Raw genomic sequence first — 23,792 nt, 5'->3', positions numbered from 1 at the left:
ACGTTATCTGACCTACAGGCCGACATGTTGTCGGCCTGATAAGCATAGCGCCATCAGGTATTGTTGCGTTGGAAATACGTTAACCCGCTTACAGTTTATCTGCGTGATGCATCAGAACAAACTTATCCCACAACTGTTCTTCGCTTTCGACATAGGCGGGATCCTGCAAAATCGTATTGGGGATTGGGCAGACTTTCTGACAGGTCGGCGTTTCGTAATGGCCTACACACTCGGTGCATTTGTCGCTGTTAATCTCATAAATGCTGTCGCCCATTGAAATCGCCTCATTCGGGCACTCCGGCTCGCACATATCGCAGTTGATACATTTTTTGGTGATTAACAGCGCCATCAGGAAATTCTCAGAAACAACACAAATCGGGCGGGCATTATACGCCTATTTTCTGCTCGGGCCAGCTCTTTTCTGGCGCTGATTTGTTATCTACAGTGTAAAAATTTTTGATCTGCTTGAGCAGGCAGATGGTTGCGTTATCCAGTGAAAGGTCATTACTGTGCACCAGCATGACAGGAATAAAGAATGCGGGGATGCCCAGTGAAACCAGGCGAACATTTTTGGGTGTCGATAAATGGGTTAGCGAGCGGGTAATAAATGCGATGCCAATCTGCGCTTCGGCATACTCAAGGCATGAGTAGTGGTTATCCAGTTCGCAGATGACGTTAGGAACGACTTTGCGGTTATTAAATTCAGTGGTGATGATTCCTCTTAATAGCAGAGAGTCATTAAGCACGATAATGGGTTGGTCGTTTAAATCTTTTAAATGCAGACGTTCGCGTGTCGCCAGAGGATGAGAAAGTGGGATTGCAGCGATAATTTCATCTTCAAACAGCATGGTCGAGCTTAGCTGGGCAGGGAGCGCTATTCGATAAACAATGCCAATATCAACGGCGCTATCCGTCAGCTTTTTAATGGTTTGCTCAGTTGAGAACTCTTTAACATTTAAAGATATTTCCGGATGGTGCGCCATAAAGTTGCGAAAAGCGGGCAGGACCAGGTAGCTGCCTGACACCCCGATTGAAATAGTATCGCGCTGTTGATCTTGATAGGGAAGAAGTTCATTTTCTGCATTTTTTAAATCCAGCATTATTTTGTTAGCGTGTCGTTGCAAAATAATGCCTGCTTTTGTTAATTTAATTCCTCTACCTTTTCGCTTAAATAATATTGTTTTAAGTGATGACTCAAGTTGTTTGATTTGCTGACTTAATGATGGCTGAGTGATAAACAGGCGACTGGCTGCCCGACCATAATGTAATTCATCACACAATATCAGGAAGGAATGTAGTTGTTTGATATTCATTAAAATTTAATGCCAATCGATTGGGTTTTGTTATAACGATTATAAAAAATACCAAATTGTTTGCCTATTTTGCTTTTTTTAAACTGTGATCAGTGCATTTTAAAAAGGGAAAATTATGTCGGCATCAATCAACCGCTGGGGAATGCTTGCCGCTCACGTGTGCATCAATTTTGTGCTCGGGGGCGTCTACGCATTTAGCTATTTCAAAACACCACTCATGGCGCAATATCACTGGGATCCGGCTACGCTGGCGTTAGCATTCTCTATCAATATGGGGATCATTCCTTTACCGATGATTTGGGGCGGGAGAATGATCGACAACGGTAAAGGAAAGCAGGCGATAGTTATCGGCGGTATCCTGTTTTCTTTAGGTTTTATCTTGTCCGGGTTTGTGGATAATTTGCCCATGCTATTTTTAACCTACGGCGTCATTGCCGGGTTGGGATCGGGCCTGGCTTTTACGGGTAATCTTAATAATATTCTGAAGTTTTTCCCTGACCGTCGCGGTCTGGCCAGCGGTATCGTGCTGGCGGGTGTTGGCGTCGGGACGCTACTTTGCACCCGCCTGGCCGAATATTTTATGGCGCAAACTCACGATGTTAGTCGGGCGTTGTTATATCTGGGTATTGTTTATCTGGTGGTTATTTTTATCGTCCAGTTCTTTATTCGTAGCGCGCCAGCAAAAGATAGCGGAGGAATTAAAGCATCGCCAATGGATAAAAACTATCGGCACATGCTGAAAGATCTGCGCTTCTGGCTGCTGTTTATGATTCTGGCGCTGGGCGTGTTCTCTGGGATGGTAATTAGCTCAAGCTCTGCGCAAATTGGTATGACGCAGTACGGTTTACTGTCCGGTGCATTAGTCGTTAGCCTGGTATCGATATTTAACTCAATTGGTCGCCTGTTCTGGGGAGGGTTAACCGATAAATTAGGCGGCTACAATACTCTGGTTATCGTTTATCTTTTTACCTGCATCTGTATGCTGCTGCTGTTGTTCTTCAACGGTAATACTTCGGTATTCTATTTCAGCGCTCTGGGCGTGGGCTTTGCTTATGCCGGTATATTAGTGATCTTCCCTGGCTTGACCAGCCAGAATTTTGGTATGCGTAACCAGGGACTAAACTACGGCTTTATGTATTTTGGTTTTGCCGTCGGTGCGGTTATTGCTCCTTACGTCACGTCCGCTATTGCAAAATATACCGGAAGCTACAATACGGTATTTATTTTGACAACGGTGCTATTGCTTATTGGAGTCGTGTTGACCCTGATAACGAAGAAATATGTCGCAACGGTTTTAGCCAAAATTCATTAATCAGATAATAAGGAAATAAAAATGAAAATTGCAATCGCAGGTGCAGGCGCTATGGGATGTCGTTTTGGCTATATGCTGCTGGAGGCCGGGCACGACGTGACGCTTATCGATAGCTGGCAGGAGCATGTTGACGCTATTCGTAGCAAGGGGTTGTTTGTCGAAACGGAAACGACTCAGAAGTATTACCCCATCCCTGCTATGTTGGCTGATGAATCCCAGGGGGAGTTTGAGCTGGTTATTCTGTTTACCAAAGCCATGCAGCTGGATAGCATGTTACAGCGTATTAAGCCATTACTGCCAGCCGCGAAAGTAGTGATGATTTTATCTAACGGCCTGGGAAATATCGAAACGCTGGAGAAATATGTCGATCGGCAGAAAATCTATGCGGGTGTGACGTTATGGTCCAGCGAACTGGAGGGGGCTGGGCATATTATGGCCACCGGTACCGGAACGATTGAACTGCAGCCGATTGCCAGCCATGATTCGGCTCAAGAGGCTAAGGTCATTGCCACCCTTAATAGCGCTGGATTGAATGCTGAAATAAGCCCTGACGTATTATTATCGATCTGGAAGAAAGCAGCCTTTAATAGCGTAATGAACACCTATTGCGCGCTACTGGATTGTAATGTCGGCGGATTTGGTCAGCGGCCTGGTGCTTTAGATTTAGCGCAAGCGGTAGTTGATGAGTTTGTATTGGTTGCTGCCAGCCAGAATATTCCGTTGACTGAGCAAATGGTGATGAATACGGTGAAGAAAGTGTTCGATCCGCGTGAGAGCGGCCACCACTATCCTTCTATGCATCAGGATTTACATAAAGGCCGACTGACTGAAATCGACTATTTAAATGGTGCGATTGCGCGAATCGGCGCTCAGAACAATATTGCCGTACCGGTTAACACACTCCTGACGCAATTGATTCACGCGAAAGAAGCGCAATAAACTTGATAGCCCTTCTGCATGAGGCGGAAGAGCCATTTTCAAACCAGTTTTTTTACCAGCGCCTCGCTATGGCGAATACGCTCCGGCGCCCGCTCTAAATCCTGTTGTACCAGCGCCATAAACAGTAAGTCGGTCAACATCATTTGCGCATGTGTCGAGGAGATAGCGGCGCTGCGCGTCGCCTGCTCTTCAGCAATCGTATACAGACAGCGGGTGGCGCGCTGCTGCAAGGCGTTGGGAGAAAAACCGGTAATGGCCAGGATCTTCGCGCCTGCGCGTAATGTTTCGTCCGCCGCCAGGTTCAGCTCGCGCCGTTCCCCGGAATAAGAGATCGCCAGCAGCAGATCCTCCGGCGCCAGCGCCTGCACCGTCGCCAGCAGGGCGTGCATATCGCGCTCAACCACCGCGTTAATACCAATCTTCAGTAGCTTCCAGGCAAAATTTTGCGCCACCAGCCCAGAGGCGCCAATCCCGGTGGTCACAATACGGCGGGCGTGGCGCAGCATCGTGACGCTTTCTAACAGCTTTTCTTCACTGTTAACGTCCAGCGTGGCGTGCATCGCCGCCACATTCTCTTTAATTAATTTTTCCCCGACCAGGCGCATCGGATCGTCGCCGCGAATCTGGTTATGAACGGGAACGGAATGCGGATTAGGATTACTGGCCAACGCTTCGCTGATAGCCAGTTTCAACGCCGGAAACCCTTTAAACCCCAGTTTTTGCGCGAACTTGACTACGCTGGATTGGCTGACGCCCGCTTCGGCCGCCAGTTGCTGCGAGCTCAGATGCCGCGCCGTATCCGGTTGCGCGAGCAGATAATCCGCCAGTTTCCTGTCGCTTTGCGCGAGATCCGGATAACGCTGGCGAATACGAATCAAACAGTTCATGGGCAGCTCCTGCGAAACGTGATGGCGACGACAAAACGAAATTTCACTCGCCTGGGGGAATATTCTATTCCATCATGGACGCTTATTATGAATTAAAAATTCCAGAGGGACAAAAATGAATCTTGGTACCTTAGTGTCTGAAACCCGTAACCCGCAAACGATGGATCTGGATGCGTTGCCTACTCCTGAATTAGTTAAGCGTTTTAATGAACAGGATACGCTGGTAGCGGAAGCTGTAAAAGCCACTCTGCCTGACGTTGCGCGTGCGGTGGATGCCGCTGCGGCGGCGCTGAAGTCTGGCGGACGTATCATCTATATGGGCGCGGGCACCAGTGGTCGGCTTGGCGTACTGGATGCCTCAGAATGCCCCCCGACGTTTGGCGTTCCGCACGGTCTGGTCGTCGGACTGATTGCCGGCGGGCCGGGCGCGTTGTTGAAAGCGGTCGAAGGCGCGGAAGACAGCCAACAGGCAGGCGAAGACGATCTTGTCGCACTAAATCTGCAAGAACAGGATCTGGTCGTGGGGCTCGCGGCGTCGGGTCGTACACCCTATGTGATTGGCGGCCTGCGCTATGCGCGACAGTCCGGTTGTACCACTGTTGCCGTCTCCTGTAATCCAGATTCGCCTATTGCGCGGGAGGCTAATATCGCTATTTCGCCCGTTGTCGGGCCGGAAGCGCTTACTGGCTCCACGCGGCTGAAATCCGGCACCGCACAGAAAATGGTGCTCAATATGATTTCTACCGGCGCGATGGTGAAGTTCGGCAAGGTCTATCAAAACCTGATGGTGGATATGAAAGCCACCAACGTCAAACTGGTCGATCGTGCGTGTCGGATGGTCGTTGAAGCGACCGGGATAGGTCGTGAAGAGGCGGAAACGTTGCTGAAACAGACCGATTTTGAGGTTAAGCCCGCCATTTTGATGGCGCTTACGGGGCTGGATGCTGCAGCCGCCAGGGAAAAACTCGCCGCTCATCAGGGCTTTTTAAGGGCGGCGTTAGAACACTAAAGAGGTGTGTATGGATAAGACGGCAGCGCTCGCCAGCGACATTTTACGTGGTATCGGCGGAGAGCAAAATATTCTGCGCCTGGAAAACTGTATGACGCGAGTCAGGGTGGAGGTACAGGACGACAGCCAACTGGATATTCCGCGCTTAAAAGCGTTGCCTGGCGTCAGTGGATACGTAAAGCAAGGGGAGCAACATCAGCTGATCGTTGGGCCGGGGAAGGCTGCGCAGGTGGTTGATGCGATGCGCGTGCAGATTGCCGCAGGTGGTGTAAAGCCGGACGACGCTATGGCGCGTACCAAATCCGAGGTGAAAGCGAAGTATAAAGCGCCGATGAGCGATGCGTTGCGTAAGCTGGCGAATGTTTTTATTCCGCTTATCCCCGCCTTTATCGCATCCGGCTTGATTACCGGCATTATCAACATTCTTAAACGTCCGGATATCGTCGGCGACGTTGCCGTCCACTATCCTAACCTGCTGGGCCTGATGGGGATATTTGGCAGCGCGGTATTCGCTATCATGAACATTCTGGTTGGCGTCAATACCGCGAAAGTCTTTGGCGGATCGCAGGCGTTAGGCGGCGTGATGGCGGGGATCCTTTCCAGCCCGCAACTGGCGCAGATTACGCTCTTTGGCGAGGCGCTTCAGCCGGGACGGGGCGGCGTCATCGCCGTCCTGCTGGTGGTGGCGTTAATGTGCTGGATTGAGCGCCAGTTCCGTAAGCTGCTGCCGGGGTCGCTGGAGTTAATTCTTAACCCTTTATTGACGACTGTTATCACCGGCGCGGTAGCGATTGTCGCTCTGCAACCGCTTGGCGGCTGGATTTCAGACGCTATCGCTCACGGCGCGTCCTGGGCTATCGATCGCGGCGGTTTTCTGGTGGGCGCGGTGTTAGCCGGAACCTTCCTGCCGTTGGTACTGACCGGGCTACATCAGGGACTGGTGCCTATTCATGTGGAGCTGGTACAAGCGCACGGCTATAACGCGTTGTTTCCCATCCTGGCGATGGCGGGCGTTGGTCAGATAGGCGCGGCCATTGCCGTACTGATGAAAACCCGCAATGCGCGACTCAAAAAGGTGATTAAAGGCGCGCTTCCGGTCGGACTGCTGGGAATTGGCGAGCCGCTGATTTTTGGCGTCACGCTGCCATTGGGTAAGCCATTTATTGGCGCTTGTCTTGGCGGCGCGGTAGGCGGGGCGTTGATCAGCTACTGGAAAGTGGCGACGGTAATTACCTTTGGTATTTCCGGTTTGCCGCTGGCATTAACAATTGTTGCCGGAAAAGTCCTGTTCTATCTGTTAGGCTATTTAATAGCGGTAATTGCCGGGTTTATTTTTACCTGGCTGCTGGGGTTCAATGATCCAGAGGAGTAAGGTTTGGTCAGCCACGAGCGTCGTGTCGTCTTTTTTGATTTGGATGGAACGTTACATCAACAGGATATGTTCGGCAGTTTTCTGCGTTATTTGCTGCGCCGTCAGCCGCTAAATGCGCTGCTCGTACTGCCGTTGTTACCCATTATCGGTATCGGCTTACTGGTAAAAGGGCGTGCGGCCCGCTGGCCGATGAGTCTGTTGTTGTGGGGCTGTACTTTTGGCCATAGCGAAACGCGTTTGCAGGCGCATCAGGCGGATTTTGTCCGTTGGTTTCGCGCTAACGTCACGGCGTTTCCGGTTGTACAGGAGCGTCTGACCACCTATCTATTGAGCTCTGACGCGGATATCTGGCTTATTACCGGTTCTCCGCAATCATTGGTAGAGCAAGTCTATTTTGATACGCCGTGGTTGCCGCGCGTTAACCTCATCGCCAGCCAGATGGCGCGACGGTATGGCGGCTGGGTATTAACCGTGCGCTGTCTGGGCCATGAAAAAGTCGCGCAACTGGAACGTAAAATCGGTACGCCGCTGCGTCTTTATAGCGGCTACAGCGACAGCAAACAGGATAACCCGCTGCTTTATTTTTGTCAGCATCGCTGGCGGGTGACGCCGCACGGCGAGCTGCAGCAGCTCGAATAGTGAAACGCATAGCGTCTGTGTATAATGCCGCCCGCTTTCATTACCGGAGTTATCTCTTTGTCTGATGTCGAATTAGATCACGAATACTGGATGCGCCACGCGCTGACGCTGGCGAAACGCGCCTGGGACGAACGCGAGGTTCCGGTTGGCGCGGTATTGGTGCATGACCATCGTGTCATTGGCGAAGGCTGGAACCGACCCATTGGCCGCCACGATCCTACTGCGCATGCTGAAATAATGGCGCTGCGTCAGGGAGGTCTGGTATTGCAGAATTACCGGTTACTGGATACCACGCTGTATGTCACGCTGGAACCCTGTGTGATGTGCGCAGGCGCTATGGTGCATAGCCGCATTGGACGCGTTGTCTTTGGCGCGCGCGATGCAAAAACCGGCGCGGCCGGATCGCTAATTGATGTGCTGCACCATCCGGGAATGAATCACCGGGTCGACATTATTGAAGGGGTGCTGCGCGATGAATGTGCGACGCTGCTCAGTGATTTTTTCCGTATGCGTCGTCAGGAAATTAAAGCCCTGAAGAAAGCCGACCGTGCGGAAGGCGCGGGGCCGACAGTATAGCGCAATGCCGGATAAGAGGTTACGCGTCGCCATCCGATAAGACCATCACGCTATTTTTCTTCTTTCTTCTGCGGCGTAAACAGTAAAGACGGCGAATGCGTCAGGTAGCCTGATGACTGCGATAAAAACGACAGGAGGGGGAAGGGCGCTTTATTCAGCTCCTCCGGCGACACCGCCGGGTAATCCTGCGCCAGTTTCATGGCTTCCGCTTCCTGCTTTTCTTTTTCCTGCAAATACCCCACTAAACTTATCTGGTATTTACGGATATTTTCCACATAAGCATAAGCCTCATGTCCACGCGCGTAACCGTAGGTTAGCTTACTGTAATACGGTTTTTGGCTTAACAGCGGCAAACGCTGCTTCACATCGGTCCAGCTATCCGGATTGCCTTTGGTTTTTACCGTCAGCGATCTGGCGTCGAGCATGTGCGCATAACCCATATTGTAGGCGGCTAAAGCAAACCAGATACGCTCGTCTTCCGGAACGGTTTCGGGAACTTTAGCCATCATATCTTCAAGATAGCGAGCGCCGCCGCTGATGCTTTGCTCCGCATCGGTACGGTCGGTCAGCCCCAGACTTTGGGCGGTATTTTTAGTCAGCATCATCAGGCCGCGCACGCCGGTTGGCGAGGTCGCCAGCGGGTCCCAGTGTGATTCCTGATAAGAAATCGCCGCCAGCAGGCGCCAGTCTATCTCTTTGGCATATTTTTTAAATAACGGTTCCAGCTCCGGCAGGACGTTATCCACCGCTCGCAGAAAAGAGCGGGTATCAACGTAGTCGAAATCATCGCCATGCCCCAGATATTTCTCTTCGATCCGCGCCAGAGAACCGTCTTCATTGATCGAATTGAAAAAATCGAGCAGCGCGGCGGAGAGCGTATTATCGTCGTCCAGTCGGCTAAACCAGGTCACGGGCTGTTCATCCGTGACATCCAGCGCCACGGCCAGTTCGGGATGGACGCGCTGAAACAGACTGATCGCCACTGAATCGGCAATGGTGTAATCCAGCTTGCCGCTGATGACCTCTTCCAGCAGCGTCGTCGAGCCTTTTTTATCATCCACTTTCCAGCTCAGGTCGGGAAACTTTGTCTCTTTTAAACGCTGTAAATCATTGACCACGACGTGCCCTGGCGCAATGGTAAGCTGATTCTCGTTAACGGTCGCCAGCGAGCGTGGGCGATATTGTCCGACCCGGTAGACGAGCTGTTGCGAAACCGAGTAATACATGGGGCCGGGCTGATAGTTTTTAACGCGCGCGCTGTCGTAGACCAGCCCAGCCGCGAGCAGGTCGGCATTGTCGTTATCCAGATCGTCAAACAACTGGCTGATATTCTGGCGCACCGTCACTTTCAGCTTCACGCCGAGATAGTTGGCGAACTGCTGCGCCAGTTCATAGTCCAGACCATATTTTTTACCGTTGATAACGGAATAGGTTAATGGCGAGTCGATCGTACTGACGCGCAGTACCCCCCGGGCTTGAATCGCGGCGATATGGTTTTCGGTTTTACCGAACCAGGGGATTGAGGGCCAAAGGGCTGCTGCCAGCAGCAGCGTCAATATGCCGATGAACAGATAATTAATCTTTAATTTTTTCAATTAGTTAATTCTCTGGATCGTGCGTTGCCTCGGGCTGAAAAAGATGTTTTGCTGCAATAGATAAGTCATTAATGAGCGGCATTTTGCGTAACAATGCGCCAGTTGGCAACTTATTCGCAACGATAGCCGCACCGTATGACAAGAAAAAGCGGTGATTTTATTTATACGCAAACGGTTTCGTCAGCGCGTCAGATTCTTTATAATGACGGCCGTTTCCCCCCTTGCGCACACCGAAGCTTAGAAGACGAGAGACTTATGATGGAAATTCTGCGTGGTTCGCCTGCACTGTCTGCATTCCGTATCAATAAACTGCTGGCGCGCTTTCAGGCTGCCAACCTCCAGGTCCACAATATATACGCTGAGTATGTCCATTTTGCTGACCTGAACGCCCCGTTAAATGATAGCGAGCAGGCGCAGCTTACCCGTCTGTTGCAATACGGCCCGGCGCTTAGCAGCCATACGCCGGCGGGTAAACTCCTGTTGGTCACACCGCGTCCTGGTACCATCTCCCCCTGGTCTTCAAAAGCAACGGATATCGCCCACAACTGCGGCCTGCAACAGGTTGATCGGCTGGAGCGCGGCGTAGCGTACTATATCGAGGCTTTGACGTTGACGGCGGAACAGTGGCGACAAGTGGCCGCAGAGCTGCACGACCGTATGATGGAGACGGTGTTCTCTTCTTTAACCGATGCGGAAAAATTGTTTATCCACCATCAGCCTGCGCCGGTTTCCAGTGTCGATCTGCTGGGAGAAGGCCGTCAGGCGTTAATTGACGCCAACCTGCGTCTCGGTCTGGCGCTGGCGGAAGATGAAATCGACTATTTGCAGGAGGCGTTTACCAAACTGGGGCGCAACCCGAACGATATCGAACTGTACATGTTCGCCCAGGCGAACTCCGAGCACTGCCGCCACAAGATTTTTAACGCCGACTGGATTATCGACGGTAAACCGCAGCCGAAATCGCTGTTTAAAATGATTAAAAACACCTTCGAAACCACGCCGGACTATGTGCTCTCTGCCTATAAAGACAATGCCGCGGTGATGGAAGGATCTGCGGTGGGGCGCTACTTCGCCGACCACAATACCGGCCGTTACGATTTTCATCAGGAGCCCGCGCACATTCTGATGAAGGTCGAAACGCATAACCACCCAACCGCCATCTCTCCGTGGCCGGGGGCGGCGACCGGTTCCGGCGGCGAAATTCGTGATGAAGGCGCCACCGGGCGTGGCGCGAAACCAAAAGCCGGGCTGGTGGGCTTCTCCGTTTCCAACCTGCGTATTCCGGGCTTTGAACAGCCGTGGGAAGAGGATTTTGGCAAGCCGGAACGTATTGTCACCGCGCTGGATATCATGACCGAAGGTCCGCTGGGCGGCGCGGCGTTTAACAACGAATTTGGTCGCCCGGCGCTGACCGGTTACTTCCGTACCTACGAAGAGAAAGTGAGCAGCCATAACGGCGAGGAGCTGCGCGGCTACCATAAGCCGATCATGCTGGCGGGTGGGATCGGTAATATCCGCGCCGATCACGTGCAGAAAGGCGAGATCGTCGTGGGCGCGAAGCTGATTGTCCTCGGCGGCCCGGCGATGAATATCGGCCTCGGCGGCGGCGCGGCTTCTTCAATGGCCTCCGGCCAATCTGACGCGGACCTCGACTTTGCTTCCGTACAGCGCGACAACCCGGAAATGGAACGCCGCTGCCAGGAGGTGATCGACCGCTGCTGGCAGTTGGGCGACGCCAACCCAATCCTGTTTATCCATGATGTGGGCGCGGGCGGTCTCTCCAATGCGATGCCGGAGCTGGTGAGCGACGGCGGGCGCGGCGGGAAATTCGAACTGCGCGACATTCTTAGCGACGAGCCGGGCATGAGCCCGCTGGAAATCTGGTGTAACGAATCCCAGGAGCGCTATGTGCTGGCGGTCGCGGCTGACCAGTTGCCGCTGTTCGACGAACTGTGCAAGCGCGAGCGCGCGCCGTATGCGGTCATTGGCGATGCTACCGAAGAACAGCATCTCTCGTTGCATGATAACCATTTCGACAATCAGCCGATCGACCTACCGCTGGATGTCCTGCTGGGCAAAACGCCGAAAATGACCCGCGATGTGCAAACATTGAAGGCGAAAGGCGATGCGCTGAACCGCGCGGATATCACGATTACCGACGCGGTAAAGCGTGTTCTGCATCTGCCGACCGTGGCGGAAAAAACCTTCCTTGTCACTATTGGCGACCGTACCGTCACCGGTATGGTGGCGCGTGACCAGATGGTTGGCCCGTGGCAGGTCCCGGTGGCTGACTGCGCGGTCACTACCGCCAGCCTCGACAGCTACTACGGCGAAGCGATGTCGATTGGCGAGCGCGCGCCGGTGGCGCTGCTGGACTTTGCCGCCTCCGCCCGTCTGGCCGTCGGTGAAGCGTTGACTAACATTGCCGCGACGCAGATTGGCGATATCAAGCGCATCAAACTTTCCGCTAACTGGATGGCGGCAGCCGGTCATCCTGGCGAAGATGCCGGTTTGTATGACGCGGTTAAAGCGGTGGGAGAGGAACTCTGTCCGCAGCTTGGCCTGACGATTCCGGTGGGCAAAGATTCGATGTCGATGAAAACCCGCTGGCAGGAAGGCAACGGACAGCGCGAAATGACCTCGCCGCTGTCGCTGGTAATTTCCGCGTTTGCCCGCGTGGAAGACGTGCGTCACACCCTTACGCCGCAGCTGTCAACGGAAGATAACGCCTTGCTGCTGATCGATCTTGGCAAGGGCCACAACGCGCTGGGTGCAACGGCGCTGGCGCAGGTCTATCGTCAGCTTGGCGACAAACCCGCGGACGTGCGTGACGTCGCGCAACTGAAAGGCTTCTATGACGCCATGCAGGCGCTGGTCGCTGCGCGTAAATTACTGGCCTGGCACGACCGTTCCGACGGCGGTCTGCTGGTGACGCTGGCCGAGATGGCCTTTGCCGGCCACTGCGGCGTGCAGGTCGATATCGCCGCGCTGGGCGATGACCATCTGGCCGCACTGTTCAACGAGGAGCTGGGCGGCGTGATTCAGGTACGCGCTGAAGACAGAGACGCGGTCGAAGCGCTGTTGGCGCAGTACGGCCTTGCTGACTGCGTCCACTACCTTGGTCAGGCTCTGGCTGGCGATCGCTTTGTGATTACCGCTAATGATCGGACGGTATTCAGCGAAAGCCGCACTACGCTGCGTGTCTGGTGGGCGGAAACCACCTGGCAGATGCAGCGTCTGCGCGACAATCCGCAATGTGCTGACCAGGAACATGAGGCGAAAGCGAATGATGCCGATCCGGGCCTCAACGTGAAGCTGTCGTTTGATATTAATGAAGATATCGCCGCGCCGTACATTGCGACAGGCGCACGACCGAAAGTCGCTGTACTGCGCGAGCAGGGGGTGAACTCTCACGTGGAGATGGCGGCGGCGTTCCATCGTGCGGGCTTTGACGCGATTGACGTCCATATGAGCGACCTGCTGGGCGGTCGTATCGGTCTGGGCAACTTCCATGCGCTGGTGGCTTGCGGCGGCTTTTCCTACGGCGACGTGCTGGGGGCGGGTGAAGGCTGGGCAAAATCCATTCTGTTTAACCATCGGGTGCGCGACGAATTCGAAACCTTCTTCCATCGTCCGCAGACGCTGGCGCTTGGGGTGTGCAACGGTTGCCAGATGATGTCGAATCTGCGCGAGCTGATCCCGGGCAGCGAACTGTGGCCGCGTTTTGTACGTAACCATTCTGACCGCTTCGAAGCCCGCTTCAGCCTGGTGGAAGTGACGCAAAGCCCATCGCTGCTGCTGCAAGGAATGGTAGGCTCACAGATGCCGATTGCGGTTTCCCATGGGGAAGGGCGCGTTGAGGTGCGTGACGATGCGCATCTTGCCGCGCTTGAGAGCAAAGGCCTGGTCGCCCTGCGCTATGTAGACAATTTCGGCCACGTGACCGAAACCTATCCGGCTAACCCGAACGGTTCGCCGAACGGCATCACGGCGGTGACGACCGAAAACGGTCGGGTGACGATTATGATGCCGCATCCGGAACGCGTATTCCGCACCGTCGCCAACTCCTGGCACCCGGAAAACTGGGGCGAGGATAGCCCGTGGATGCGTATCTTCCGTAATGCGCGTAAGCAGCTTGGTTAATTAGCCCGATAGCCATTAAGCCCCTCTTCACGAGGGGCTTTTTGTAGACGGCGCTTATCAGGCCCACGGAGAAGCGCGGTTGTAGCTACCGTCTTGAACGTCAAGCGGTAGGCCGGATAAGGCGTTTACGCCGCCATCCGGCAATAAACTAGTGCTTATGCCGCAAGATTAAAGTGTCGGGAAATCCCGACATGAGTGGAGGTAGGTTGTCGCCAAAAAGAGACACTTAACCATTTGATTTAAAATGATTTTGTTTTTAGGTGTTGCAAGTGTTGCTGATTGGCGACAGAAAGGGCAAAAAACAGGCAGAGCCATTTTTAGCATGAATAACGATATTTTTCATATCTATCATTGTGTTAACAAAGTCTTTTGAATGTTGGCACAATTACTGCATAATAGTAACCAGTGGCTCATTCACCTTCTTATGTCAGCCCCTTAGGGACGCGCTACATAAACTTCGAATGACGCACAACAAGGTGCCTGCCGTCCAACTTCTGATAATAGCGTAGCTTTATCAACCTCCGGGCGAAACGTCGAGTTAGGCACCGCCTTATTCCATAACAAAGCCGGGTTTAGCCCGGCTTTGTTGTATCTGGCGCTCCCCTCGGTTAGCATCTTTTTTATTCTTCTTTTATGTGAGCGACACGTTGAAGCGCTGGTCTGTTTTCCCCCGTTCTTTACGACAATTGGTCATGCTGGCCTTTTTGCTGATCCTGCTGCCGCTGCTGGTTCTGGCCTGGCAGGCGTGGCAAAGCCTTAACGCGTTAAGCGATCAGGCTGCGGTGACTAACCGCAGCACGCTTATTGACGCCCGGCGCAGCGAGGCGATGACCAACGTCGCGCTGGAGATGGAGCGAAGCTACCGACAGTATTGCGTGCTTGACGATCCGACGCTGGCAAAAGTGTATCAAAGCCAGCGTAAGCGCTATAGCGATATGCTGGACGCCCATGCCGGCGTCTTGCCGGATGATAAGTTGTATCAGGCGTTACGCCAGGATTTAAACGCGCTGGCGCAATTGCAGTGTAAAGATAGCGGCCCGGAAGCGGCAGCGGCCGCGCGTCTGGAGGCCTTTGCCAACGCTAATACGGAAATGGTGCAGGCGACGCGTACTGTGGTTTACTCGCGCGGGCAGCAGTTACAACAAGAAATCGCCGAGCGCGGACAATTTTTCGGCTGGCAGGCGCTGGTGCTATTTCTGGTGAGCCTGGCGATGGTGCTACTTTTTACCCGCATGATTATCGGGCCGGTGAAAGGAATTGAACGGATGATTAATCGCCTGGGCGAAGGCCGTTCTTTGGGGAATACCGTCACCTTTACCGGTCCGCGTGAATTACGATCGGTGGGGCAGCGCATTATCTGGCTGAGTGAGCGTCTGGCGTGGCTGGAATCCCAGCGCCATCAGTTTCTACGTCACTTGTCCCATGAGCTGAAAACTCCGCTGGCTAGTATGCGCGAGGGGACAGAGCTGCTGGCCGATCAGGTGGTTGGGCCGCTGACGCCGGAGCAAAAAGAGGTGGTCGATATTCTGGATGACAGCAGTCGTAATTTACAAAAATTGATTGAGCAATTGCTTGATTACAACCGGAAACTGGTAGACAGTGCCACAGAGCTGGAATCGGTCGATATCGCGCCGCTTGTGGATATGGTGGTTTCCGCCCACAGTTTGCCTGCCCGCGCTAAAATGATGCATACCGATGTCGACCTGAAGGCCGAACGCTGCATAGCAGAGCCCATGTTGCTGATGAGCGTGCTGGATAATCTCTATTCCAACGCGGTGCACTATGGCGCTGAATCCGGTAACATTTGTATCCGTAGTCGCTCTCAGGGCTCCACGGTTTATATCGATGTGGTTAATAGCGGCGAACCGATTCCGCAAACCGAAAGAGAAATGATTTTTGAGCCTTTTTTCCAGGGAAGCCACCAGCGAAAAGGGGCGGTAAAAGGCAGTGGGTTAGGGCTGAGTATCGCCAGAGATTGTATTCGCCGAATGCAGGGAGAGATCCAACTGGTGGATGACAAAGCGCAGGAAGTCTGTTTTCGCATCTCGCTGCCATTGCCTGCATCTGACAAACACTAATATGAATTTAAGCCTGGTGCGTATGTCACACGTTTTAGTCCAAACTATTAAACGATGCCTTTTGCGGTGGGGAATACCGGTGGGCATATCGTGTCTGGCGCTGACCGCATGTGTTCCCCATGCTTCACAGCAACTGCCCGGTAGCGCAGCGCAGGACACGCTCCCCCATTATCAACTGGCGGATTATCTCCCGACGGCGTGCGCGGATATCTGGTCGCTACGCGGGCAGGCGGTGGAGACGAATCCGCTGTACTGGCTACGCACGATTGACTGCGCCGATCGTCTGATGCCGGTTCAGTCGCGCGCAGAGGCGCGCGCGTTGACGGATGATAACTGGCAGAATGCCTTCAGGCGCGGGATCTTACTGGCGGATGCAAAAATTACGCCGCCGGAGCGGCGCGCCATAGTGACCCGCCTGGAGGCGTTAAGCGCGCAAATACCGGCTCAGGTACGGCCCGTCTACCAAATCTGGCATGACGGTCAGGCGCTGCAATTAGCGCTTTCTGCCGAACGTCAGCGTTATAGCAAACTCCAGCAAACGTCAGATAGTGAGCTGGATGCGCTGCGCCAGCAGCAACAGGCCTTGCAAACGCAGCTCGATCTTACCACCCGTAAGCTGGAGAGTTTAACCGATATTGAGCGCCAGCTTTCGACACGAAAACCGGCAGGGAATTACAACGCCGATACGCCGCATACCAATGACAAACCCGCGACGTCTGAAGATGGCGCGGCGCCGTCGCCGTCACAAGATGAGGTAACGCCATGATAAGCCGTAAACCGGCGCACCTGTTGCTGGTCGATGACGATCCCGGATTACTGAAATTGCTCGGTATGCGCCTGACCAGTGAAGGATACAGCGTCGTGACCGCAGAGAGCGGCCAGGAAGGACTGCGGGTACTGCATCGGGAAAAAGTGGATTTGGTAATAAGCGACCTGCGCATGGACGAAATGGATGGTATGCAACTGTTCACAGAAATTCAGAAAGTACAGCCGGGAATGCCGGTTATCATTCTGACGGCGCATGGTTCTATTCCGGATGCGGTGGCCGCTACCCAGAAAGGCGTATTCAGCTTTTTGACGAAGCCGATCGACAGAGACGCGTTATATAAAGCGATAGATGAAGCGCTGGAGCAGTCCGCTCCCGCGACGGACGATAGCTGGCGCAACGCTATCGTTACCCGTAGCCCGCTGATGCTGCGACTGCTTGAACAGGCGCGCATGGTCGCGCAGTCGGATGTCAGCGTATTGATTAACGGACAAAGCGGTACCGGAAAAGAGATTTTCGCACAGGCGATTCATAATGCCAGCCCGCGCAATAACAAGCCGTTTGTCGCCATCAACTGCGGCGCGTTGCCGGAACAGTTGCTGGAGTCCGAATTATTCGGCCATGCGCGCGGCGCCTTTACCGGCGCAGTGAGCAATCGTGAAGGGTTGTTCCAGGCGGCGGAAGGCGGCACGCTGTTTCTGGATGAAATTGGCGATATGCCCGCGCCGTTACAGGTGAAGCTGCTGCGGGTGTTACAGGAGCGCAAAGTCAGACCGCTGGGCAGCAATCGCGATATTGATATCGACGTGCGAATTATTTCCGCGACGCACCGCGATCTGCCGAAGGCGATGGCGCGGGGCGAATTTCGTGAAGATTTGTACTACCGGCTGAATGTCGTGAGCCTGAAAATTCCGGCGCTGGCGGAGCGTACCGAAGATATTCCGCTGCTGGCTAATCATCTGCTCAGACAGTCGGCACAGCGGCATAAACCGTTTGTTCGCGCCTTTTCTACTGATGCAATGAAACGGCTGATGACGGCAAGCTGGCCGGGCAACGTGCGCCAACTGGTCAACGTCATTGAACAATGCGTGGCGTTAACCTCTTCGCCGGTGATCAGCGATGCGTTGGTCGAGCAGGCGCTGGAAGGCGAAAACACCGCGCTGCCCACCTTTGCCGAAGCGCGAAACCAATTTGAACTGAACTATCTGCGCAAGTTACTGCAAATTACCAAAGGTAACGTGACGCACGCGGCAAGGATGGCGGGGCGCAACCGCACGGAATTCTATAAGCTACTCTCCCGTCACGAACTGGATGCGAATGATTTCAAAGAGTAGTTTTCATGCCGTAAAGTAGCGCGAAATATGTTACGTTTAACCGATCAAAACACAGGCGACCTTTTCAAGGAATAGCATGAAAAAGATTGATGCGATTATTAAACCCTTCAAGCTGGACGATGTCCGTGAAGCGCTGGCCGAGGTAGGTATTACCGGCATGACGGTCACTGAAGTCAAAGGCTTTGGCCGTCAAAAAGGCCACACCGAGCTGTATCGCGGCGCGGAATATATGGTGGATTTTCTGCCGAAGGTAAAAATTGAAATCGTTGTGCCTGACGACATCGTGGATACCTGTGTTGACACCATCATTCGTACCGCGCAGACGGGGAAAATCGGCGACGGTAAGATCTTTGTCTTTGATGTCGCCCGCGTTATTCGTATCCGTACTGGCGAAGAAGACGACGCGGCTATCTGATGTGCCGATTCGCTGCCCGTCTCCTCCTTGTGGGCAGCGAACCACCGTTTAATCGCCCTGCGGTAGCGCCGATGTAGTCCGGGTGCAAACCCATCTCAGGCCGACAATGGCGACGATCAGCGCCACGCAACTTAGCGTCCATTCGCCCATTTGCGAGAAAAAGTGTCCGTAGGCGGCTACCGCCGTATCACTAATTTGCGATTCCGTGGTTTGTTGCGCGACGACGCCAGCCAGCCAGTTAGCGACCGCGCCGGTCGCCAGCATATAAATACCGGTCAGTACGCCCGTGACACCAGGCAGGTTGAGGCGGGTAATTTGCGCCATCGCGACCGGATCAATAAACAGCTCCGCAAAGCCCATCAGCGCCAGCCCTGCGATCATCATTCCCATTGATGCCTGCCCGTCTAACCGGGCCTGATGAGCGTTTAGCGCCAGCAGCATAAAACCGCCGCCCATTAATACCAGCCCCACGGCAAATTTAAGCCAGACGCGCAGCACCGAGCGGGCGCTCTCTTTCGGGCTGCTCAGCCACGCCAGCACTACGCCCGCCGCCATCACCGCAATCGCATTGACCGACTGGAACAATGCGGTGGGGACGGTCATGTGCAGCCAGTGGCGGTTGACAAAACGATCGATGAATAAACTGATCGAACTTCCGCCCTGCTGTGCCAGAACCCAGAAGAGAGTGCCGGTGATCATTAACAGAACGATTTGCCACAAGGCGCGACGGTGTTCGGGAAATTTAACCATAATACGGGCGATGAGTTGCGCCGCGAAGACGCAGACAATGGCCAGCACATAGCCAGACCAGTTATTTTCCAGCAGGAGGGTGAAGAATACCGGCGCGATACACAGCATTAATACCAGCCAACCCCAGGTTGGAAGGGCAAATTTAACCGCCCGCAGCGCGGGGCGATTAACACCACGCGTCTGCTGAAAGTGGCGATGACCGCTTAAAAAGATGAGCAGGCCGATGAACATTCCCACGCCCGCCAGCGCAAAGCCGACATGCCAGCCATACCACTGCGCCGCCAGACCACAGGCGATCGGCGCGGCTATCGATCCAATATTCCCGGCGGCGTAGAGCAGCGAGAATCCCCCGTCGCGGCGGTTGTCATCAGGGGCGTAAAGTTCGCCCAGCAGACAGCTAATATTGGATTTAAACAAGCCGTAGCCGCAGATAATAATGGCCAGCGCCGCATATAAACTCAGCGTTGAATCAGATTCTAAGCCCAATACCACATGACCCAGCGTCATCAATAAGGCGCCGGTGATAACCGCCACGCGGTTGCCAAGCAGGCGGTCGGCAAGCCAGCCGCCAAGAATAGGGGTAACGTAAACTAAAGAGGCGTAGGCGCTGAAGAGGTTGATCGCGTGGCTGTCATTAAAACCAAGCTGGTGGGTAAGATAAAGGATGAGTAAGGCACGCATGCCGTAAAAGCTGAAGTATTCCCAAATTTGAATCGCCACGATGTAAAAAATCGCGCGCGGTTGTGAGGGTGTTTTCATAAAGTCTCCTTGCTGCGTGAAAAAAGGGAAGTGGCAAGCCACTTCCCTTTGGTACTTATTTCGTATTTTCTTTCAGCACCTTAACGGTGTAACGTCCGTCTGCCTGACGATAGGCGCCGTGGATATCGGTTTCGAAGCCCGGATAGTGGGCGCCGATTTCGCACAGCATTTGCAGGAATTCCAGTACCGGACGGCTTTCCTCGGTGATCATTTCACCAGGCATCACCAGCGGCACTCCCGGAGGGTAAGGAAGGATCATGTTGGCGTTGACGCGACCAACCATCTCTTCAAGATACACCTCTTCCGTTTCGCCATGCAGCTCTTTCTGGAACGCAGTATACGGCGTCATCACCATTTTCGGCAGCACTTCAAACGCACGGTACATTAAGTCCGGCAGATTATGATGTTCGACCAGTTTATGAATATTCTGCGCCAGTTCCTGGATGCGCATATTTTCATAAAACTCAGGCGCTTCGCGGTACAGTGCTGGCAGAATGTTTTTGACGCGCAGGTTCAGGTCAAAGGCGCGTTTAAATTCAGTGAGCGCGCGCAGCAGGCTCAGAGCTTTGGTTTTGTCGATACCAATGCTGAACAGGAACAGCAGGTTGTATGGACCGGTTTTTTCTACGATGATGCCACGTTCATCGAGATATTTGGCGACCAGACTTGCCGGGATACCGAACTCATCCATCGTACCGTCTTTTTTCATCCCCGGCGTCAGGATAGTGACTTTGATCGGGTCGAGGTACATGTGTTCGTTATCGATATTTTTGAAGCCATGCCATGCGCTATCTGAACGCAGCGGCCAGCACTCAGCCCCATCGATATGTTCCGGCTGCCATACGTCAAAGAACCAGCCGTCGGATTCGCTTTTCAGGCGTTTAATTTCTTTACGGAATTTAATCGCACGTTCAATAGAACCGTTAATCAGGCGTTTACCCGCATTACCTTTCATCATCGCCGCTGCGGTTTCAGTAGACGCTACGATACCGTAGTGCGGAGAAGTGGTGGTATGCATCATGTAGGCTTCGTTAAAGGTTTCTTCGTTAATGTCGCCTTTAACATGAATCATGGATGCCTGTGAAAACGCCGCCAGCAGTTTATGCGTGGACTGGGTTTCATAAATGATTTTGCCTTCTACACGGTCGCCGCTCATACCGCATTTACCCTGATAAATAGGGGAGAAATTGGTATAAGGCACCCAGGCGGAGTCAAAATGAATGGACTTCACATCCAGAGTTTTCTTGATGTAGTCAGTGTTATACAACAAACCGTCATAGGTTGAGTTAGTAATAACAGCATGGACCGGCCAGGTTGCGTTAGGCGTCTCTTTTACCCGTTTAGCGATAGTGGCGTGCTGGAACTCGCTTTGCGGAATACCGCCAAGAATACCGTAGGCGTTACGGGTTGGGCGGAAATAAATCGGCGTAATGTCGCTCATCATCATCAGATGGGTCAGCGATTTATGGCAGTTACGGTCAATCAGTACCGTGCTGCCTGCCGGCGCGGAGTACATACCGACGATTTTGTTCGCCGTAGAGGTGCCGTTCGTCACCATGTAGCTACGTTCGGCGTTAAAGACGCGGGCGATATACTCTTCCGCTTCTTTATGCGGGCCGGAGTGGTCCAGCAGCGAACCCAGTTCGGAAACGGAAATCGAAATATCGGATTTCATCGTGTTCGGGCCGAAGAAATCATAAAAGATGCTGCCGACGGGGCTTTTCTGGAAAGCGGTCCCGCCCATGTGGCCAGGCGTACAGAAAGTATATTTCCCTTCGCGCACATATTTGAACAGTGCTTTTGTCAGCGGCGGCAGAATATTGTCGATGTATTCATCGGTATTCTGGCGAATTTTCGCCGCGATATCGGCTGCGGCGCCTAAAGCATATTCAAAGAAGCGAACCTGCATTCTCAGATCGTTGAGGCTGACGTCCAGCGTAGAGTAGCTGTTGGCGAAGGCGTACAGCGGCATATACTCGTTCAGCTTGCTAATCTCTTCGCAAAGCTCAAGGTTATATTTATCCCAGTCGAAAATGACGCCGCAAAGGCGGGAGTTATTTTCAATCAGCTTCAGCAGGTCTTCTCGGTCGTTTGGATAGACGATACGGAAATTTAAACCTTCCAGTGCACGATGCAGTTCACGAATAGGCTCTTCTTTAAAGTAGACGCCCATGTGGTTCATGATAGCAATAACGTTCATAGTCTTGTTCCTGGTAAAGTGGGCCCCTCCCGCTACGCTATAGCAGGTGACGAAAGGGGCTTTGAGAAAAAGGAGTTAGCGGTTAAAGCGCTTCAGCCGTATTGTTGTCGCTGTCGCTGTCGTTGTTCTGGCGCTGGTGCATTTTGCGACCGTAGAACATCAGGATGATCAGACTGACGATAAAGGTGCCGGAGAGTTCGAAGGAGCTGGCGCCCATCAGTGCGATGAAGCAAAATGCGCAGCCCAGTACAGAACAAATCAGGCTTACCGAGTTACGGATGTTGAACCCTTCGAAGCGAATCAGGTCAACACAGGAGTAGAAGTACGGCAGCATGGTAAGCAGTACGGCAATCCCGGTCAGTTCGCCGAACAGGTCGGACGCTTTACCGCCGCTGGAGTTCATGATGGTGATCAGAATCATCAGCGCCGTCATTTTCACCGCAGCCAACAGCAGACCTTTTTTCGGAATACCGTTTTTATCCATTTCGCCGTAAATTTTCGGGAAGTTGCCGTCGTTAGCGGCGCGAACCCCAGCCTGGCCGACCAGCATCATCCAGGAGCCCAGAGACGTCAGGCAGGCGAAAGCGGTAAAGGCGGAAACCAGCGGCGCAGCCCAGCCACCCAGAATCGTGGAGGTACTGATAGCGAACGGCGCGCCGGAAGAGGCCATAACGGAAGCTGGGAACATCCCGGCGATAACCTGAGTCGCAGCGATATAGATGATGCCTGCCAGCGCGGTACCCAGCATGGTTGCCAGAGGTACGGTGCGTTTCGGGTTTTTCACCATGCCGGTGCTGACGGCGGCAGACTCAACGCCAACGAACGCCCACAGGCAGAGCAGAATACTTTTAACAATGGCGTGAGAGTCGGTCGTCGTAGACGTGTTCCAGTTCGCGTGATAGGTCGCGATATCGAACCAATGCCAGCCGGCGACTGCGGTCAAGACTACCGGGATCAGCACCAGGAATAGGCCAATCGTTGTTAAGCGGCTGACCCAGGCCCCGCCCAGCATATTAATAAAGGTGAACAGCCAGACGATAGCAATACAGGCAATACCTGCCGGTATTGGATTATTTAATGCCGGGAAGAATGTAGAAAGATAAGAAACAGCGGTAATGCCGATGGCTAAGTTACCAATCCAGTTTGCGTGATAATAAAGAACACCGGTCTGGAAACCAAACGCCGGAGATATTTCCCCAGCATAAGCGATAGGGCCACCCTGTTGAGGGTTTTTGGTTGCCAGCCTCGCATAAACATAAGCCAGCGACATTGCCCCAATAATAGAAATTACCCAGCCCCAGATGGCAATGCCACCAATACTGGCAAGGTTGGCGGGTAATAATGCAATCCCGCTCCCCATCATATTACCGGCAACGACGCCAGTACAGGCAAATAGCCCGATCTTTTTGACAGAACTCATGTTCATTTCTCCTGAGCTGTATTTTTAAGAACCGGGCTTATGCTTCATATATGCTGCGTGCCCGTTCAACTGTCGACAAGATTAACGAATGGGTTGAGATAAGTCCTAAAGAAAAAGTGAAATAAACACAAACATGAAAAAACTGATAGATTGATTTTTTTGAATTAACATATAAATATCATGAAAAATATCATGAAAGGATAAACATCGTTTAATTACAAAGAGTTATATTTACATTTCTTTGCGATGAACATGTTGCCAAAATTAACATAAGCTATTTTTGGC

The 23,792-nt window shown here is 53.1% G+C and carries 18 protein-coding genes and 1 pseudogene; 11 read left to right on the top strand and 8 right to left on the bottom strand.

Annotated features, from left to right (window positions below; genetic code table 11):
- Positions 1-88: 88 nt before the first annotated feature.
- Positions 89-349 carry a YfhL family 4Fe-4S dicluster ferredoxin gene (locus tag NA197_RS16580; protein WP_064042874.1) on the bottom strand — a complete coding sequence of 87 codons (261 nt, stop codon included), beginning with the start codon at positions 347-349 and terminating at the stop codon, positions 89-91.
- A 37-nt stretch (positions 350-386) separates the two neighbouring features.
- The gene (locus tag NA197_RS16575) at positions 387-1,313 is read right to left on the bottom strand and encodes a LysR family transcriptional regulator (protein ID WP_001022462.1); all 927 of its coding nucleotides are present in this window, start codon (positions 1,311-1,313) and stop codon (positions 387-389) included.
- Between the two features lie 115 nt (positions 1,314-1,428).
- Here NA197_RS16575 and NA197_RS16570 point away from each other — a divergent pair, with 115 nt between their 5' ends.
- Together NA197_RS16570 and NA197_RS16565 are read left to right on the top strand one after the other, a co-directional pair.
- Positions 1,429-2,625, top strand: coding sequence for an L-lactate MFS transporter (locus NA197_RS16570; RefSeq protein ID WP_064042873.1), 1,197 nt, complete (start codon positions 1,429-1,431; stop codon positions 2,623-2,625).
- Positions 2,626-2,646: 21 nt separating this feature from the next.
- Positions 2,647-3,564 (top strand): oxidoreductase, encoded by a 918-nt coding sequence (locus tag NA197_RS16565; protein ID WP_000684033.1) that lies wholly within the window; start codon positions 2,647-2,649, stop codon positions 3,562-3,564.
- A gap of 38 nt (positions 3,565-3,602) precedes the next feature.
- Here NA197_RS16565 and NA197_RS16560 read toward each other — a convergent pair whose 3' ends face one another.
- Positions 3,603-4,451, bottom strand: coding sequence for a MurR/RpiR family transcriptional regulator (locus NA197_RS16560; protein ID WP_000995697.1), 849 nt, complete (start codon positions 4,449-4,451; stop codon positions 3,603-3,605).
- A 115-nt stretch (positions 4,452-4,566) separates the two neighbouring features.
- Between NA197_RS16560 and murQ the strand changes: the two genes are divergently transcribed.
- From murQ to tadA, 4 genes are read left to right on the top strand one after another with little or no spacing between them, the layout of a single operon-like run.
- Positions 4,567-5,460 carry an N-acetylmuramic acid 6-phosphate etherase gene (murQ, locus tag NA197_RS16555; RefSeq protein ID WP_001048531.1) on the top strand — a complete coding sequence of 298 codons (894 nt, stop codon included), beginning with the start codon at positions 4,567-4,569 and terminating at the stop codon, positions 5,458-5,460.
- Positions 5,461-5,470: 10 nt separating this feature from the next.
- Positions 5,471-6,832: a PTS transporter subunit EIIC gene (locus NA197_RS16550; protein ID WP_000361667.1), complete on the top strand. Its 1,362-nt coding sequence runs from the start codon at positions 5,471-5,473 to the stop codon at positions 6,830-6,832.
- A gap of 3 nt (positions 6,833-6,835) precedes the next feature.
- Positions 6,836-7,471, top strand: coding sequence for a phosphatidylglycerophosphatase C (gene yfhb, locus NA197_RS16545; protein WP_000253558.1), 636 nt, complete (start codon positions 6,836-6,838; stop codon positions 7,469-7,471).
- 24 nt (positions 7,472-7,495) lie between these two features.
- Positions 7,496-8,047, top strand: a complete 552-nt coding sequence (gene tadA, locus NA197_RS16540) for a tRNA adenosine(34) deaminase TadA (protein WP_023214311.1) — start codon at positions 7,496-7,498, stop codon at positions 8,045-8,047.
- A 50-nt stretch (positions 8,048-8,097) separates the two neighbouring features.
- Here the strand turns inward: tadA and mltF are convergent, their stop codons facing one another.
- Both mltF and NA197_RS16530 read right to left on the bottom strand, forming a co-directional pair.
- On the bottom strand, positions 8,098-9,642 hold the full coding sequence (gene mltF / locus NA197_RS16535; protein ID WP_000734243.1) for a membrane-bound lytic murein transglycosylase MltF: 1,545 nt from the start codon (positions 9,640-9,642) through the stop codon (positions 8,098-8,100).
- Positions 9,643-9,873, bottom strand: a pseudogene (locus NA197_RS16530) (hypothetical protein).
- A 24-nt stretch (positions 9,874-9,897) separates the two neighbouring features.
- Here NA197_RS16530 and purL point away from each other — a divergent pair.
- The 5 genes from purL (at position 9,898) to glnB (ending at position 18,378) form a co-directional block, all read left to right on the top strand.
- Positions 9,898-13,785: a phosphoribosylformylglycinamidine synthase gene (purL, locus tag NA197_RS16525; RefSeq protein ID WP_064042872.1), complete on the top strand. Its 3,888-nt coding sequence runs from the start codon at positions 9,898-9,900 to the stop codon at positions 13,783-13,785.
- A gap of 647 nt (positions 13,786-14,432) precedes the next feature.
- Complete coding sequence (gene qseE, locus NA197_RS16520) at positions 14,433-15,863, top strand: two component system sensor histidine kinase QseE/GlrK (RefSeq protein WP_023231178.1); 1,431 nt, start codon at positions 14,433-14,435, stop codon at positions 15,861-15,863.
- Position 15,864: 1 nt separating this feature from the next.
- The gene (gene qseG, locus NA197_RS16515; RefSeq protein ID WP_076727016.1) at positions 15,865-16,629 is read left to right on the top strand and encodes a two-component system QseEF-associated lipoprotein QseG; all 765 of its coding nucleotides are present in this window, start codon (positions 15,865-15,867) and stop codon (positions 16,627-16,629) included.
- Complete coding sequence (gene glrR, locus NA197_RS16510; RefSeq protein ID WP_024131152.1) at positions 16,629-17,963, top strand: two-component system response regulator GlrR; 1,335 nt, start codon at positions 16,629-16,631, stop codon at positions 17,961-17,963. Before qseG ends, glrR begins: the two co-directional genes overlap by 1 nt.
- 76 nt (positions 17,964-18,039) lie before the next feature.
- Positions 18,040-18,378 carry a nitrogen regulatory protein P-II gene (gene glnB, locus NA197_RS16505; protein WP_000717694.1) on the top strand — a complete coding sequence of 113 codons (339 nt, stop codon included), beginning with the start codon at positions 18,040-18,042 and terminating at the stop codon, positions 18,376-18,378.
- A gap of 48 nt (positions 18,379-18,426) precedes the next feature.
- Here the strand turns inward: glnB and dtpD are convergent, their stop codons facing one another.
- The 3 genes from dtpD to cadB form a co-directional block, all read right to left on the bottom strand.
- Positions 18,427-19,887 carry a dipeptide permease DtpD gene (gene dtpD / locus NA197_RS16500; protein ID WP_000856788.1) on the bottom strand — a complete coding sequence of 487 codons (1,461 nt, stop codon included), beginning with the start codon at positions 19,885-19,887 and terminating at the stop codon, positions 18,427-18,429.
- A gap of 55 nt (positions 19,888-19,942) precedes the next feature.
- Positions 19,943-22,087, bottom strand: a complete 2,145-nt coding sequence (cadA, locus tag NA197_RS16495) for a lysine decarboxylase CadA (RefSeq protein ID WP_001100652.1) — start codon at positions 22,085-22,087, stop codon at positions 19,943-19,945.
- 82 nt (positions 22,088-22,169) lie between these two features.
- Positions 22,170-23,507, bottom strand: a complete 1,338-nt coding sequence (gene cadB, locus NA197_RS16490; RefSeq protein WP_000100009.1) for a cadaverine/lysine antiporter — start codon at positions 23,505-23,507, stop codon at positions 22,170-22,172.
- Positions 23,508-23,792 lie beyond the last annotated feature (285 nt).

The organism is Salmonella sp. NW884 (genome assembly GCF_051700745.1).
In the GTDB taxonomy this organism is placed as follows: domain Bacteria; phylum Pseudomonadota; class Gammaproteobacteria; order Enterobacterales; family Enterobacteriaceae; genus Salmonella; species Salmonella enterica.
This window is presented reverse-complemented; position numbering and strand designations above follow the sequence as displayed.